We start from the raw sequence: 16,248 nt of genomic DNA on the forward strand, positions 1-16,248 counted from the left end.
CCAAAAATCTCCGGTCTCCTAATGGTCATGATACATGATAATAATCTTCAAAACAGGTACCCGAAACTTTCTAGCCTTATCCATTAACAATTTTACAGGTTGTAATATGGAGTCATGGTTCAGCTTTCTTCCTTTTGCCCCATCATCATAAGATAGGCCTTTAAGAACTGATCTATATTGCCGTCCATTACCGCATCAACGTTTCCTGTTTCTTCACCCGTACGCACGTCCTTCACCAATTTGTATGGGTGCATTACATAATTCCTAATCTGTGAACCCCATTCAATTTTCATTTTGGACGACTCAATTTCCTGTCGGGCTTCCATTTTCTTGCGCAATTCTATTTCGTACAATTGGGATTTAAGCATTTTTAATGCGGTGGCCCTATTGTCGTGCTGTGATCTTGAATCTGAACAAGAAATCTGTATTCCGGAAGGTTTGTGGGTCAGCTGTACCTTGGTTTCTACTTTGTTGACATTCTGTCCCCCGGCACCACTTGATCTAGCCGTGGTGATCTCCACATCGGCAGGGTTTATATCTATTTCTATACTGTCGTCCACCAGTGGGTAAACATATACGGAAGCAAAAGAAGTATGGCGCTTTGCGTTACTGTCGAAAGGTGAAATACGTACCAGCCTGTGTACTCCGTTCTCTCCCTTAAGCCATCCAAAGCTATAATCCCCTTCAATTTCCAAGGTCACGGTTTTGATTCCTGCAACATCACCTTCCTGATAATTGAGCTCTTTTACCTTGTAACCATTTTTTTCACTCCACATCATGTACATCCGCATCAACATTGATGCCCAATCACAACTTTCCGTGCCTCCGGCACCCGCAGTAATTTGAATTATGGCTGTGAGTTCATCTCCCTCTGCAGAGAGCATATTTTTGAATTCCAATTTCTCCAAGGCCTCAATGGTCTTGTCGTAATGACCTTCAACATCAGCTTCGGACATTTCACCTTCTTTCTGAAATTCCAAGAAAATCTCAAGGTCCGCTACTAAGCTTTGAGCGCTATTATAATCATCAACCCATTGTTTCTTGGATTGAATTAATTTCATCTGTTCCTGGGCTTCCTGGGGATGGTTCCAAAAGTCTGGAGCCAGGGTTTTTTCCTCCTCGTTTTCTATTTCTACAAGCTTGGCATCTATGTCAAAGATACCTCCTTAACGCACCAAGGCGATCAATGAGACTCTTATAATGGTCCGTAGTTATCATATGCTAATTATTTTCAGCCAAAAATAGGATTCTTTTTTCTGATTATGTACCAAATATGAAATGATATTTATTGTTCGGCCTGTACTTCCACGGAATGGGAGGTTTTATTAGCGCCTTGGGAATATACTACGCCTTTTAAAGGGGAGCAATCATTATAGTCTTTGCCGTGGGCTACTTTAATATGGTTGTCATTGACCAATAAATTGTTGGTAGGGTCAAAGCCTATCCAGCCAACTTGGGGGATATATGCTTCTGCCCAAGCATGCATTTGCGAGTCGCCAAAGTAACCATTACCCTGGTGCAGGTAACCCGAGACATAGCGGGTGGGAATATTATTTGCTTTTGCCAAAGCACAGAACAAATGTGTGAAATCCTGGCATACCCCCTCAGGATTATTAATGATTTCTTCCAATAAGGTATTCACATGGGTAACGCCAGTATTGAAATGAATAAAAAGATAGATCCATTTATTTAGTTTTTGAAGATTCTCGAATATACTTATGGAGGTATCAAAAACAAACAAGTTTTCTGAACCGGCTGGCAAGGCAGTATATTTGGTCTCACGCAGATAAGGCTCATGATCTACCTTGAAATTCAAACTTTTAACAAGTTCATAGTTGCTTGGGATATCAAAGATTGGAATTTGTCCAAAAGGGTTGAAGCTTATTTTTTTAAGTTTAAAAGTGGCACTGAAGTTAATTTTCTGGAATCGTTCCGAAGTATTTATTCTAATGGTCTGAAATCCAAAACCATTTTGGGAAAAAGCACTTTTGGCTTCCAATGAATTTTTTATTTCCACGCTGATCAATTCTTGCGTGTCGTTATTCTCAGGAACAATCAAAAATTGCCAATATGCATTTTCTACAGGATTTTCGTAGTTATTTTCGGCACAATAAGTAACTGAATATTCAAATGACATTATAAGTAGTTGTTAAAGCAAAGGTAATCCAATGGATTATAAATCAATAGGTAAAAAATTCATTTTCCATTTTAAGACTAATCTGCACCAGACTATTGAGTATTTTTTCAATAAAGCCCTGAATGTCTTCCTCAATTTCTTCGGCAAATTTAAATTCATATTCTCCCTTAACTTTACTTATTAAAAAAGCGGTAGAATTTTTATCCGGAGTTTTGGATTCATCCAAAACTTTAATATGCTTATATACTTGGTTTATACTATTGATGACAGATCTTGGACAATCTGGATTTAAAATTAAGAATTCCAAAGTGGAAATACTGGTAGGTGTCTTTTTATAATATCTGCGCATCATATCATAAGATTCCACACATTTAAGAAGTGTGGTCCATTCAAAGCTATTGCTAATTTTATCGCCATAACTCCCTTTGGCCTTTACGGCATCATTGTATTTGGCATTAATGATTCTGATTACCTGCGTGGCCCTCTCCAGATTTATACCGAGCATAATAATTGCATACACCTCGTCATGCAAAAGCGTACCTCTTATTTTTCCTCTTAAAATGGCGGTCATTTCAGTGATGTTAACGGTAAAATCGTATAGACCCTTTTTTGTGAAATCCTCTATCGAATACCTGATTACAAAATGATAAAATTTATTGATGGATTCGTACAGTTCCGTAGAAATAAGGTCTCTGGCACTATTGGCATTCTCTCGGGCATATTTTACATTATTGATAATGGAATAAGGTAAATTGGCATTTAGTCCTATGTTGAATAAAATATCTTCTTCTTTAAGAATTATGCTATCGTCATCCAATGGCTCCCCTACCAGGAACATCATGGATTGAAGAACAAATTGTCTGGATTGTGACAGCTCGTTCGGTGCGTCCAATGATGAGAAATAATTTACATTTAAGTATCTGGCAACATGTTCGGAACGTTCAATATAACGTCCCATCCAAAAAAGGTTATTGGCAACTCTAGCTAACATAAGATTTTTTTATTTTTTTAATACCCAGGTATCTTTGGAACCACCTCCTTGAGAGGAATTTACAATTAGGTTTCCTTTTTTTAGTGCTACTCGAGACAATCCACCTTTGAGTACAAACTCCTTTTTATTGCCCAATAGGGTAAATGTCCTAAGGTCTACATGTCGTTGTTCAAAAGATTCACTGTCATCTATATAGGTTGGATGTACCGATAAGGACATAATAGGCTGGGCAATGTATTTTCTAGGATTTTGTTTTATTTCTTCCTGAACTACCTTAATTTCAGCCTTAGAGAGTCTGTTGCCAATTGATATACCATAACCGCCTGCTTCATCCACAGGCTTCACCACTAGTTCATGTATGTGTTCCAATACATATTTAAGTTCATTGGGCCTGCTGCAATGGTAGGTGTGTACATTGTTGAGAATGGGAGTCTCATCCAAATAATATTTAATGATTTTCGGCATGTAGGTGTAGATGGCTTTATCATCTGCTACTCCTGTGCCCGGAGCATTTGCCAAACAAACATTGCCTTTTATATAGGCAGCGAAAAGACCTGGTACCCCCAATGACGAATCGGCCCTAAATTCCAGGGGATCTATATATTGGTCATCCACTCTTCGGTAAATCACATCAACCTTAATGGGTCCACGAATGGTCTTCATGTAGACAAAATCGTTCTCAACAAATAGATCTCTACCTTCCACCAATTCCACACCCATAGCTTTTGCCAGATATGAATGTTCGTAAAAGGCAGAATTGTACATACCTGGTGTAATAACCACACAATTTGGGACATCGACCCCTTTTGGTTTTACACTTTCCAATATATCCAATAGGTTTTCGGCGTAGTTGGTCACCGAATGCGTTTTATAATGATTGAAAACCCCGAAGAGCGCTCTTTTTAAGGCGGTACGATTACAAATAACATAACTTACCCCGGAAGGACATCTAATGTTGTCCTCAAGGACATAATAGTTGCCATCCGAGTGCTTAATAATGTCAGTGCCGGATATGTGGTTGTAGATGCCCCCAGGAGGGTCAACTCCAATCATTTGATGCAAATAGTTTGCAGAGGAACTGATCAAGTCCAGTGGAACTATGCCATCTTTGATGATTTTTTTATCGTGGTAAATATCCCATAAAAATAAGTTTAATGCCCTACTGCGCTGTATAGCGCCCCTTTCAATGATTTCCCATTCATCCTCATCTATGATTCTTGGAAATAGATCGAATGGAAATATTTTCTCCTGCGTTTCTTTATTGTCGTATACCTGGAAAGTGATTCCTTGGTTAAAAAATGAGGACTTAGCCTTATTGTTCAATTGCACATAGTCTTGAATGGAATGATTCCCGTACAGATCTAACAATTTTTGATAAACATTTTTAGCCGCTCCATCATTGTTGAAAACTTCATCAAAAAGTGCAGGATTGTTGATGTAAGAAGAAAATATCGGTTTTTTTACCTCTGGCTTCATAGGCATATTTTTCTTCAAGTTACTTTATTTTAGTTACATACATGCGATTTAATTTTTTTAAGCAAGAGAATTATCCATACTTAAAAAATGGAATGGTATTATTGATAATTCACATTAAATGAAAGGAAAAAAATAGCTACTTGAAAAATGTTTAATACGTTTACATAAATTTAGGAACCCACGTTCAATAAGTTTGTTCATCCTGATTCATTTGTTATATATAATTTTCAATTTTTATGTTTATAAATCTTATTAGTGATACCGTCACAAAACCTACGCCTGGTATGTTGCAGGCCATGATGACCGCTGAGGTAGGGGATGATGTTTTTAAAAATGATCCTACTGTCAACAAGTTGGAAGAAATGATGGCGAACTTGTTCGGTATGGAAGCGGCCTTGTTTTTTCCAAGTGGTACTATGGCCAACCAAACGGCTATAAAATTGCACACCCAACCAGGGGAGCAATTAATCTGTGATAAGTATGCCCATGTTTATAATTATGAAGGGGGAGGGGTGAGTTTTAATAGTGGAGTCTCCTGCAGATTGGTAGATGGTCATAGAGGAATGATGACCGCAAGTCAGGTCGAGGAAGTAATAAACCCACCAGACTTTTATCATAGCCCGTTAACCTCGTTGGTCTGTATAGAAAACACTACCAATAAGGGAGGTGGGGCCTGTTGGGATCTGGAGGAGTTGAAGTCCATAAAAAAGGTTTGTGAAAGGCATAATCTAAAATATCATTTGGATGGAGCCCGACTTTGGAATGCCCTGATTGCCAAAAAAGAATCTGCCTTGGATTATGGGGCACTGTTCCATACTATTAGTGTTTGTTTAAGCAAGGGGTTGGGATGTCCCGTAGGTTCCGTTTTGTTGGGGGACAAGGAGCATATTGACAAAGCGCTAAGGGTGAGAAAGGTACTTGGCGGCGGTATGCGACAGGCGGGATACCTTGCGGCAGCGGGAATTTACGCCTTGGAAAACAACAGGGAAAGATTGGCGGAAGATCATAGGAAGGCCAAGGAAATAAGTGTATTGCTAAACGGGTTGTCCTACATTAAAAAGGTAGAACCTACGGAAACCAATATTGTTATTTTTGAAATAGATGAAAAGTATATGTCCTCTGATGATTTCATGGACAAACTGAACAAAAGGAATGTTCAAATCATTGGGATGGGGCAAAATAAACTGCGTATTGTAACCCATATGGATTATACCGATGAAATGCACGAGGCTTTTTTGGATATGCTTCCAAAATTATAGGCCAATGGCATCAGGCAATAAGGAAATGCTGGTTTTAAGATTTTTTATGCCATTTTCCATTCCGGCCTCGGAACTATAAAGCATGGAGTTACCTAAAATTTTACCTTCACTATCCTTAAGGGTAAACAGAAATTTGCCATTATAGTCGGTCTTACGTTCAAAAACCGAAGATTGCCCAATCAGAACCTTGAGATTGGCAATGGTCCTATTCATCTCCTCCCTTTTACTGAAGGGGATACTGTTCAGAAGTGTCTGTCCACTTTCAGACTGCAGACTAAAGGTATATGTGGTATCCGATTCCTTTTTTATTTTTAGCATAGCCTACGGCAACTTTTTTTAAAGTTACACAAAAAAATGTGAATCTTTAAGTTTAACAATCTTATCCAGATAAATTTGCGTTTATCTACATATGGACTTGTTTAAGGGTTTGAGACCTTTAGTGTCGGTCCCTCTGCGGGGAAGTTCGCAAATAGGTGGGCTAGGAGTAGTATGATACAAAAAGCGTATGTTTTGGCCAGCTATAATGAGAAGTCGACCAACGGGAAAGTTCCCTAATTAAAAAGGCGTCCAAATAGCCTTGAATTTTCAGCCTTTGGACGCCCCTCGGTGAAGATTTTATAAATTATTTTCCATCTTCAGGTAGCCCGTAGGTATCTACCACATAATCCAGATCCTTATCGCCCCTACCACTTAAATTGACTAAAATGGAGGATCGCGGATCTTGTTGCGCCAATTTTATGGCATATGCTACTGCATGCGCACTTTCCAAAGCAGGGATAATACCTTCCAGGCGACTCAATTCATAAAAAGCATCAACTGTTTCCTTGTCCGAAACAACGTCATAGGTTACTTTTTTAAGATCTTTAAGCATACTGTGTTCAGGTCCAACTCCGGGATAATCCAAACCACTGGCCACCGAATGTACTGCGCCCGGTTCCCCTTTATCATCCTTCAGCATATAGCATTTAAATCCATGGATGATTCCTGGACTGCCCAAGGTCATTGTAGCGGCATGTTCACCGTATTCCATGGAGCGGCCACCAGGTTCTACGCCGTATAAGGTACATTCCGATTCTTCCAAAAATGAGGAGAATATACCCATGGCATTACTTCCCCCGCCAACACAGGCTACTACCTTATCCGGTAATTCTCCAGTCATTTCAAAAAACTGCTCTTTGGCCTCTATGCCGACCACCCGCTGAAAATCCCGTACCATCATGGGAAATGGATGTGGGCCAACGACAGAGCCTATACAGTAAATGGTGTTTATAGGATCCTTTAAATATGCCTCAAAAGCTGAATCCACAGCTTCTTTTAATGTTTTTAAACCATGGGAAACCGGTACTACTTTTGCACCAAGGATTTTCATTCGAACTACATTGGGATGTTCTTTGGCAATATCCACTTCTCCCATATGAATCTCACATTCCAATCCAAAATAGGCTGCTGCAGTTGCCAAGGCAACTCCGTGCTGCCCGGCCCCTGTCTCGGCAATTAGTTTCTTTTTGCCCAAATGTTTAGCCAAAAGCGCCTCTCCCATGCAATGGTTGAGTTTATGTGCACCTGTATGGTTAAGATCTTCTCGTTTAAGATATATTCTTCCTCCGTATTTTTCGGAGAGCCTGTTGCAATAATAAACTGGCGTGGGCCTACCCTGATAGTGTTTGCGTATGCTTCGCAATTCCGAAATAAAATTGTGCGATTTGCTTATGGAATAATAAGCATCCGTAATTTTTTTCATTTCTTCTTCCAGAACTGGGGGGATAAAGGCACCACCGTATTCTTTAAAAAAACCATTTTCATCTGGATAGGTCTTAAAATAATTGTCCGTCAACATATAGGAGAATTTTGTAAATGTTAATATAGATTTTAGGCTAAAAAAAAATGCCCTTACAATTATAATAAATTTTAGGGCAATACCCTCTTTTTTGAAGCATAGAATAGGGGAGGGTATTAGTAAGAATACGGTATTTGGCTACTGCAAAAAAGAATAGCAGTACCAGAATTAAATTCTGAGGCCAATTATTGAAAAAAGAAATAACGACTAATTTGAAAAAGTGCGCGCGCCTTGGGATTAAAATTACATTTTTCTGTTCTTTCTAAGAAAGTCCAAATACTTTTCCACATCCCCTTTGGAACCGTAACCGGACAGTGAGGCTACTTCTTTTTCTTCGGTGTTGACCAAGCTTATCAGGGGAAAAACGCCCTTTTTGTTCCATTGTGATAATAAGGCCTTGTTATGTTGCATTTCATTAGCGCTAAGAAGTTCTTTCTTTCTGGGGAGATCCACGTATAGGAGGACATAGTCCTTGGCCACTTCCTTAAATTGACTGGTGTTGAAAAGGTCTTTTTTTAAGGCCTTACATGGCGAGCACCAATCACTGCCAGTAAAATACATAAGAATGTTGGAATTGGTTTTTTTTGCAACTTCTTGGGCATTGACGTAATCGGTCAGCCATTCAGTTTCATTTGTATCGGCACTTTTATTTTGTGCGTTAACAAGAAACGGAAACAGTAGTAGCAAGAAAAACTTCTTCATAATTATAAGTTATGGTTAAAAAGGTCTGGATAAACTTACTGAAATTTATTTTAAAAACGAATCCATACCGGGAATGTTGGGCATTCCTTCCTTGGCAACCGCGGCCAATTCGTTTTCATTTATGGTTGTGGCCTTTTCTATAGCCTTGTTCAGGGTAAGGATCAAATAATCTTCCAGCTGTTCCTTGTCGTTTAGAAGACTATCATCTATAGCAATGGATTTTATAGTTCTATTGGCCGTTATACTGACCTTGAGCAAATTATCCGGAGATTGCTCTTCAAGTATTACAGTATTCATTCTTTCTTTGGTGGCCTTTACTTTTTCTTGGGTTTCCTTCAATTTTCCCAACATGCCCATCATATCTCCAAACATAATTATAGATTTAAAAAGTTCTTAAGCCAAAATTACTAAAATGATCGGGATATATTGGAATTTAAGGTCACAGTTATTCATATGGATACCTCAATGGTTGGTCAATATAATTATGGAGAAAGGACACATTTAATCAGGTCGGTTGCATTTAAATACTATTTTTGCGGTTTCTATAAAATATACCACACTCATGCAGCGGGAATTAAAAGCACCAAGTGCAAAAAAAATTGAGAAGCAATTAATAAAGCACAATGATGTACGGATTGATGATTACTATTGGCTTAACGAAAGGGAAAATCCGGAAGTCATTGCTTTTTTGGAACAGGAAAATGCGTACTATGAGGCAATGACGGCCCATACCAATGAGCTTAAGGATAGCTTGTTCCTAGAGATGAAGTCCAGGATAAAGGAAGATGATTCTTCCGTTCCCTACAAGTTTAATGGCTATTGGTATGCTACCAGATATGAAGTGGGTAAGGAGTATCCCATTTTTACCAGAAGGTTTGAAAAAGAGGATGCGGAGGAAGAAATAATGTTCAATTGCAACCTTATGGCAGAGGGGTTGGATTATTTTAACCTAGGAGGCTTGTCCATAAGTCCCAATAACGAACTGGCGGCCTATGGGGTGGATACTGTTTCCCGAAGGCAATACACCCTGCAAATAAAAAATTTGCGAACCCAAGAGATTTATGGGGATAAAATAGAGAACACCACGGGCAGCGCGGTATGGGCCAATGACAATAAAACCTTGTTCTATACCAAAAAAGATCCGGTTACCCTTAGGTCCAACAACATCTATAGGCATATATTGGGAACATCTCCGGAAGAAGATGAACTGGTTTTTCATGAGGATGACGAAACCTTTACCACCTTTGTTTACAAAACTAAATCCAAAGAATTTATAGTTATAGGTTCTTCCAGTACATTGACTACCGAATTTCAAATTCTGAGGGCAGATGACCCTAATGGAAAGTTTCATGTGTTTTCCAAAAGAGTTAGGGGGATGGAGTACTCCTTGACCCATTACGAGGACAATTTTTACATACTGACCAATATGGAAGGGGCAACCAATTTTAAATTGATGACGACTCCTGAAGACCAAACCGAATCCGAACATTGGGTAGACTTTATTCCGCACAGGGAAGAAGTATTGCTCGAGGATATTGAAATGTTCAATGAATACTATGTTTTGTCCGAGCGGGAGAATGGCTTGAATAAGTTGAAGATTGTGCGGTGGGATACCGGGGAAAGCTATTATTTACCCTTTGATAATGAGACCTATACGGCCTATGTGGGTACCAATCCGGATTTTGACACCGAAATTCTTAGATATGGATATAACTCCATGACGACTCCCAGTTCCATCATAGATTTTAATATGAGGACCAAGGAAAAGGAAATAAAAAAGGAACAAGAGGTATTGGGAGGGAAATTTAACAAGGAAAATTATATTTCAGAACGAATTTGGGCCCCGGCCAGAGATGGTAAAAAAGTTCCAATCTCCCTGGTCTATCATAAAAACACCAAACTGGACGGTTCCAGTCCGCTATTGCAATACGCATACGGCTCTTATGGTCATACCATAGACCCATATTTTTCCACAGTACGGTTAAGCCTGTTGGACAGAGGGTTTATTTATGCCATAGCCCATGTACGTGGTGGGGAATATCTGGGCCGTAAATGGTATGAGGAAGGTAGGTTGCTGAATAAGATCAATACGTTTACCGATTTTATTGATTGTTCCAAATATTTAATAGAAAGAAAATATACAAGTGCCGGACACCTTTATGCCTCGGGAGGTTCCGCGGGAGGCCTTTTAATGGGCGCCATAGTAAATCTATGCCCTGAAATATATCACGGGGTAATTGCAGCTGTTCCGTTTGTAGATGTGCTTACGACCATGTTGGATGATACTATTCCACTGACCACTGGGGAATATGATGAATGGGGCAATCCAAACGAAAAGGAATACTACAGTTATATGAAATCTTATTCGCCATATGACAATGTATCGCGTCAATTGCAGCCAAATTTGCTGGTTATTACAGGATTTCACGATTCCCAAGTGCAATATTTTGAACCTGCCAAATGGGTTGCGAAACTTAGAGAGAATAAAATGGACAATAATTTATTGTTGTTCAATATTAATATGGATGCAGGTCATGGCGGTGCTTCGGGCCGATTTGAATCCTTAAAGGAGGTGGCAAAAGAGTATGCATTTTTGTTAGATTTAGAGCATAAAATTCGATAATCAAAAAAAAAGACTAATTTTGTCCTATCAATATTGACATAAATTAAAAGATGTCGATAAGTTCTAAACCTAGAAACTGTTTATGGAACATAAGATAAACGCTTATAACAACCTCCTAGAACTTGTAGGAAACACCCCATTAATCAAACTAAATAAAATAGCTGCCAACTTAGAAGGTAATTTTTACGCTAAGGTGGAAGGTTTTAATCCAGGACATTCCTCCAAAGACCGTATTGCCCTTTACATAATTGAAGAGGCGGAGCGTAGGGGAATATTAACGGAGGGGAGTACTATAATAGAAACCACTTCGGGAAATACGGGTTTTAGCATTGCCATGATCAGTATCATAAAAGGTTATGATTGTATCTTGGCGGTGAGTTCAAAATCTTCCAAGGATAAAATAGACATGCTGAGGTCTATGGGGGCAAAAGTATATGTATGCCCTGCACACGTAAGCGCAGATGACCCAAGGTCTTATTACGAAGTGGCTAAAAGACTGCACGAGGAAACCGAGGGGTCTATATATATCAATCAATATTTTAATGATTTAAACGCCGAGGCCCATTATAAAAGTACGGGACCGGAAATTTGGAATCAGACCAACGGTCATATTACGCATTTAGTAGCCTGTAGTGGTACGGGAGGTACTATTTCCGGTACCGCTAAGTATCTGAAGGAACAAAATCCCAATATCCGTGTAATAGGTGTGGATGCATATGGTTCCGTTCTTAAGAAATACCACGAGACCGGGGAATTGGATACCAAGGAAATTTATCCATACCGTATTGAAGGTCTGGGTAAAAATTTAATACCTACGGCAACCAATTTCAAGGTAATAGATGAATTTATTAAGGTTACCGATGAAGAAAGTGCCCATACGGCAAGGGAGATATCCAGAACGGAAGGACTCTTTGTTGGATACACCAGTGGTGCAGTAATGCAAGCCGTAAGGCAACTGGAGGAAATGGGAGAGTTTAATGAAAATAGCAATGTAGTAGTTATTTTCCCAGATCATGGTTCCAGGTATATGAGTAAGATATATAGTGACCAGTGGATGTCCGACCAGGGCTTCTTTGATAGTAAAAATGTTGAAGAACCACAAAAAATAGAATTTGTAAAGTAAGGGTTATGCAAAATTTATGATATAAAAAGCAACGGTTCATAAGTCGTTGCTTTTTATGTATTAAATAAGTTGCATATGCATATTAAAAATATATACTTTTGCAGTAATAATCAATGTAGGCTAGATGAGAGATTTATTTGACAGAATTATCGAGAATAAAGGTCCTTTAGGTAAATGGGCTTCCCAAGCAGAGGGATATTTTGTATTTCCAAAATTAGAAGGTCCGATATCCAATAGGATGAAGTTCCAAGGAAAGGAAGTAATTACCTGGAGTATTAATGATTACTTGGGTTTGGCCAATCTTCCGGAAGTGAAGAAGGTAGATGGTGAGGCAGCATTGGAGTACGGTGCGGCTTTTCCTATGGGGGCAAGAATGATGAGCGGGCACACGGATTTCCACGAGCAATTGGAACAGGAATTGGCAGCTTTTGTTAAAAAAGAATCTGCCTATTTGTTGAACTTTGGATACCAGGGGATGGTTTCTGCCATTGATGCTTTGGTTTCCAAGGATGATATTATTGTGTACGATGTTGATTCGCATGCCTGTATTATAGATGGCGTACGTTTGCATATGGGTAAGCGATTTACCTTTAAGCACAATGACATGGAGAGTCTTGAGAAAAACTTGGATCGGGCCGTTAAAATGGCGGAACAGACCGGAGGAGGTATATTGGTAATATCCGAAGGGGTATTTGGTATGCGAGGAGAACAGGGCAAGCTTAAGGAAATTGTTGCTCTTAAGAAAAAATATAATTTCAGATTGTTTGTAGATGATGCACACGGTTTTGGAACCTTGGGTAAAACCGGGGCCGGAACAGGTGAGGAGCAGGGAATTCAGGATGATATTGATGTTTATTTTGCAACTTTTGCCAAATCTATGGCTGGAATCGGAGCCTTTTTGGCTGCAGATAAAGAGATTATAGAATATCTTAAATACAACTTGCGATCTCAAATGTTTGCCAAATCATTACCGATGATTTATGTTAAAGGAGCGCTGAAAAGGTTGGATATGCTACGTACCCAACCGGAGCTTAAGGCAAAACTTTGGGAGAATGTAAATGCATTGCAGAACGGACTAAAGGAAAGAGGTTTTGATATTGGTACTACCACTAGCTGTGTAACACCGGTTTATCTTAACGGTAGTATTCCTGAAGCCATGGCATTGGTTAAGGATTTAAGGGAGAATTTTGGTATTTTCTGTTCTATTGTAGTATATCCGGTAATCCCCAAAGGGTTGATTCTTTTGAGAATGATTCCGACGGCCACACATACCTTACAGGATGTATCAGAAACTTTGGAGGCCTTCTCCGTAATACGTGAGCGATTACAGAACGGTACCTACAAAAGGTTGTCTGCGGCAGTAGCGGCGGCGATGGGAGAATAAATTTATTTTGACTTATATAAAAAAGCCAACTTATTAATTAAGTTGGCTTTTTTGATTTTGGATTGGTTTTAATTCCTTTTTTATAAGACCACTTACAGTTCCTTTTTGTAGGTCCTTCGTCTCTTATATATTTTTGGGTCGAAATGTTTCCATATCTGGCGAATGGCGACATTTTCCTCCAATTCTGGAGTCCTAACACATTTTTCAATTCCCTTGGCCTTAAAGGTCTTGTAATATTCATTGAACATTACGGCAGTAACTCCTTTGTTCTGGTATTCTGGAAGAACCCCTATCAAATAAAATATAACTTCTTTGCTATTTTTTTTTGCGCTGAGCAAATGAAATATGCCAAAAGGGAATAATTTTCCCTTCGCTTTCTGCAAGGCTTTGGAAAATGAAGGCATTACTATTCCGAATGCTATTAATTTGTCATCCTTATCCAATATGAATTTGATATACTCGGGATTTATAAAACTGATGTATTTTTTCTTGAAGTATTCTTTTTGGATATCGGTGATGCGGACAAAGGAAGAAAGAGAGGAGTAGGTCTCGTTAAAAAGATCGAACATCTTATCTGCCCAGGGCATTACATCCTTGGTTTTAGTAAAGTTTAATTCCTTTACACCATATCTTTTTCGGACCAATTCGTTTGCCTTTTGAAAGAATTTGGGCTCCGCATTGCTAAAGGGGAATTTGTTTTCCATGTATTCCTTTTCCTTTACAAACCCAAAGCGTTCAAAATGATTTACATAGTACGGATGGTTATACCAAGTAATCATGGTGCCTATCTCATCAAAACCTTCGGTTAGTACGCCTACCTTGTCCAGATTGGAAAAACCTACAGGTCCTTCCATGTATGATAACTTATGTTCTTTTCCTATTTCGGCCACCTTATTGAACAGTGCCTCCGTAACTTCAAAGTCGTCCACAAAATCGAACCAACCAAAACGCATCTTATTTACCTGCTGTTGGTTCACTTCCAATCTGTTGATAATGGCTGCGACCCTGCCCACAATTTTATTGTTCTTATAAGCTAGAAAAAACCAGGCATCGGCATCCTTAAAAATCGGATTTTTGCTTTTATCAAAAGAATCCAGCTCATCATTTATAATAGGAGGGACCCAATAAGGGGAATCCTTGTAAAGTGAAAAAGGAAATTGTACGAAATCTTTAAGTTCCGATTTTGTTTTTGCTTCTTTTAGAGTAACCATACCATTTATCTTGTATGGTTCAATATTAGCAATATTAATCTATAGGAAAAAGTACAAAAGTTATTTTGTTAGAAATCAATTTCAGAATCGTCCCTATTCTTTTCCTTTTTCTTTAGTTTTCGCAGTTGTTTTTTAGTAGGCCCCAAATCAACATCCTCAGCGCCGGAACCTTTGTTTTTCTTTTTTTTCTTTTTCTTCATGGCGTTCTTGTTGATGGGCCCGCCATTTTCTCCTGCTTTTTGATCCTCTATGGCCTTCACCTTGTCCCTGTGCATGTCTATCCTATAGGAGAATCCCATTGTGGCAAAAATCCTGCTGGGCGTATTTTTAAAACTAGCACCCAAGTTCATATCTACCTGCATATTCTCGCCCAACAAATGGGCCACCCCACTTCTTAAAAGAACGTCCGAATACCGATCACTTTTTATCCCTTGGTTTTCTACAAAGACACTCCATTTTGGGTCTCTGAAGGCGTGGGATAAGGATACCGTGTAGTTCCATTCCGGAAAATCCGTTCCCAATCTGTCATAGGCAATATTGGAAATAAGTACAAATCTTGGGGTGAGCCTGCTTTGTGTCGCAACCATTACCCTTGGGGAGACTGTTGGGTCACCTCGGTAAAACGGATTATCACCCAATACAAAATTGGCACCTGCGTAGACCGATACGGCCGGGATTAGATTTTTTAGCTTAAATCCGTAGTTGGCCTTCCAGCTATAAAGATTGGGCTTGTTATTTTCGGGATTCTTGAAAGGATCGTAAACCAAAAATTTTAAACCTATTCTGTTTCTGGAAAAATCGGTGTTCGTAATTTCTACCCCTGTGTTGGTATATGTTTTATTTTGATTGTCGAAAGTACCTTCATAATTCAACTCCAAGGTTTCGAAAAGTAGGCCATAGCGCAATGACAGATCGGCTCCAAAAATATTGGATTCGGTAGCTAGCCTAGTATGGTCCTGTTGTTCATAAGCAACGCCAAACTCGGCCTGTAAAACATTGGTGCCAATGGCATATGCACTTACAGATAGTCCAGGTCTATTGGAGTTGATGACATCGGTGTATTGCGAAAAAGCGACCAATGGAATGGTGAAAATTCCAAATATTAGTATTTTCATAAGGCGTTTCGTGGAAACATTATACTCCATAGGTACTATTTTATTATTATTTTAAGACTTTTGCACTATTAATACAACGTTAGAATTGTACTTTTGATATAAAATTTGTCAACTTATTATGGGTTTTTTAAAAACGATACTAATTGTACTCTTAGTATACTATTTGCTTAAAATACTGGCTAAATGGTTTGCGCCTAAATTGTTTAAGTACGCAGCAAAGAAGACCGAGGAACATTTCAAGGAACAGTTTGAAGGTTTTGCCGGTCAGCAAACTCAGGAAGAAGAGCAAATAGGTGACGTTATAATTGATAGGAAAACGACCAAGAAAAAGAACAGCTCAAAAAATGTTGGAGAATACATAGATTTTGAGGAAATTGAATAACCTTTTAC

The 16,248-nt window shown here is 38.9% G+C and carries 15 protein-coding genes; 5 read left to right on the forward strand and 10 right to left on the reverse strand.

Annotation, left to right across the window (positions count from 1 at the left end; all coding sequences use genetic code 11):
* Positions 1–119: 119 nt before the first annotated feature.
* From prfB to KO529_RS11375, 4 genes are all read right to left on the reverse strand, one after another.
* Positions 120–1,218, reverse strand: a protein-coding gene (gene prfB / locus KO529_RS11360; RefSeq protein WP_215948006.1) for a peptide chain release factor 2 whose coding sequence is annotated in 2 segments (ribosomal slippage) — positions 120–1,154 and positions 1,156–1,218 — 1,098 coding nt in all. Because the reading frame shifts where the segments join, the coding sequence is not laid out codon by codon here.
* A gap of 67 nt (positions 1,219–1,285) precedes the next feature.
* Positions 1,286–2,137, reverse strand: a complete 852-nt coding sequence (locus tag KO529_RS11365) for a transglutaminase-like domain-containing protein (protein WP_215948007.1) — start codon at positions 2,135–2,137, stop codon at positions 1,286–1,288.
* Positions 2,138–2,180: 43 nt separating this feature from the next.
* The gene (locus tag KO529_RS11370; protein ID WP_215948008.1) at positions 2,181–3,128 is read right to left on the reverse strand and encodes an alpha-E domain-containing protein; all 948 of its coding nucleotides are present in this window, start codon (positions 3,126–3,128) and stop codon (positions 2,181–2,183) included.
* 9 nt (positions 3,129–3,137) lie between these two features.
* Positions 3,138–4,604 (reverse strand): circularly permuted type 2 ATP-grasp protein, encoded by a 1,467-nt coding sequence (locus KO529_RS11375; RefSeq protein WP_215948557.1) that lies wholly within the window; start codon positions 4,602–4,604, stop codon positions 3,138–3,140.
* Between the two features lie 236 nt (positions 4,605–4,840).
* On the opposite strand from KO529_RS11375, the gene KO529_RS11380 reads away from it, so the two are divergent.
* A complete protein-coding gene (locus KO529_RS11380) occupies positions 4,841–5,863 on the forward strand; it encodes a threonine aldolase family protein (RefSeq protein ID WP_215948009.1) in 1,023 nt (340 codons plus the stop codon).
* Here KO529_RS11380 and KO529_RS11385 read toward each other — a convergent pair.
* The 4 genes from KO529_RS11385 to KO529_RS11400 form a co-directional block, all read right to left on the reverse strand.
* A complete protein-coding gene (locus tag KO529_RS11385) occupies positions 5,858–6,181 on the reverse strand; it encodes a YegP family protein (protein WP_215948010.1) in 324 nt (107 codons plus the stop codon). The two genes, KO529_RS11380 and KO529_RS11385, sit on opposite strands and share 6 nt — an antisense overlap.
* 304 nt (positions 6,182–6,485) lie before the next feature.
* On the reverse strand, positions 6,486–7,700 hold the full coding sequence (gene trpB / locus KO529_RS11390; RefSeq protein WP_252734380.1) for a tryptophan synthase subunit beta: 1,215 nt from the start codon (positions 7,698–7,700) through the stop codon (positions 6,486–6,488).
* A 243-nt stretch (positions 7,701–7,943) separates the two neighbouring features.
* Positions 7,944–8,402: a thioredoxin family protein gene (locus KO529_RS11395; RefSeq protein ID WP_215948011.1), complete on the reverse strand. Its 459-nt coding sequence runs from the start codon at positions 8,400–8,402 to the stop codon at positions 7,944–7,946.
* A gap of 45 nt (positions 8,403–8,447) precedes the next feature.
* Entirely contained in the window at positions 8,448–8,774 is a 327-nt protein-coding gene (locus KO529_RS11400) for a YbaB/EbfC family nucleoid-associated protein (protein ID WP_215948012.1), read from the reverse strand.
* Positions 8,775–8,964: 190 nt separating this feature from the next.
* Here KO529_RS11400 and KO529_RS11405 point away from each other — a divergent pair, with 190 nt between their 5' ends.
* The 3 genes from KO529_RS11405 (at position 8,965) to KO529_RS11415 (ending at position 13,532) form a co-directional block, all read left to right on the forward strand.
* Positions 8,965–11,025 carry a S9 family peptidase gene (locus tag KO529_RS11405; RefSeq protein WP_215948013.1) on the forward strand — a complete coding sequence of 687 codons (2,061 nt, stop codon included), beginning with the start codon at positions 8,965–8,967 and terminating at the stop codon, positions 11,023–11,025.
* Positions 11,026–11,107: 82 nt separating this feature from the next.
* Complete coding sequence (locus KO529_RS11410) at positions 11,108–12,148, forward strand: PLP-dependent cysteine synthase family protein (RefSeq protein WP_215948014.1); 1,041 nt, start codon at positions 11,108–11,110, stop codon at positions 12,146–12,148.
* A 124-nt stretch (positions 12,149–12,272) separates the two neighbouring features.
* Entirely contained in the window at positions 12,273–13,532 is a 1,260-nt protein-coding gene (locus KO529_RS11415) for an aminotransferase class I/II-fold pyridoxal phosphate-dependent enzyme (protein ID WP_215948015.1), read from the forward strand.
* A gap of 92 nt (positions 13,533–13,624) precedes the next feature.
* Here KO529_RS11415 and KO529_RS11420 read toward each other — a convergent pair whose 3' ends face one another.
* Positions 13,625–14,743, reverse strand: a complete 1,119-nt coding sequence (locus KO529_RS11420) for a GTP cyclohydrolase (RefSeq protein ID WP_215948016.1) — start codon at positions 14,741–14,743, stop codon at positions 13,625–13,627.
* A 68-nt stretch (positions 14,744–14,811) separates the two neighbouring features.
* Positions 14,812–15,858 carry a transporter gene (locus tag KO529_RS11425; RefSeq protein WP_215948017.1) on the reverse strand — a complete coding sequence of 349 codons (1,047 nt, stop codon included), beginning with the start codon at positions 15,856–15,858 and terminating at the stop codon, positions 14,812–14,814.
* A 118-nt stretch (positions 15,859–15,976) separates the two neighbouring features.
* On the opposite strand from KO529_RS11425, the gene KO529_RS11430 reads away from it, so the two are divergent.
* Positions 15,977–16,240, forward strand: a complete 264-nt coding sequence (locus KO529_RS11430) for a DUF4834 family protein (RefSeq protein WP_215948018.1) — start codon at positions 15,977–15,979, stop codon at positions 16,238–16,240.
* Positions 16,241–16,248: the final 8 nt, after the last annotated feature.

Source organism: Arenibacter algicola (assembly GCF_018860365.1).
Classification (GTDB): domain Bacteria; phylum Bacteroidota; class Bacteroidia; order Flavobacteriales; family Flavobacteriaceae; genus Arenibacter; species Arenibacter algicola_B.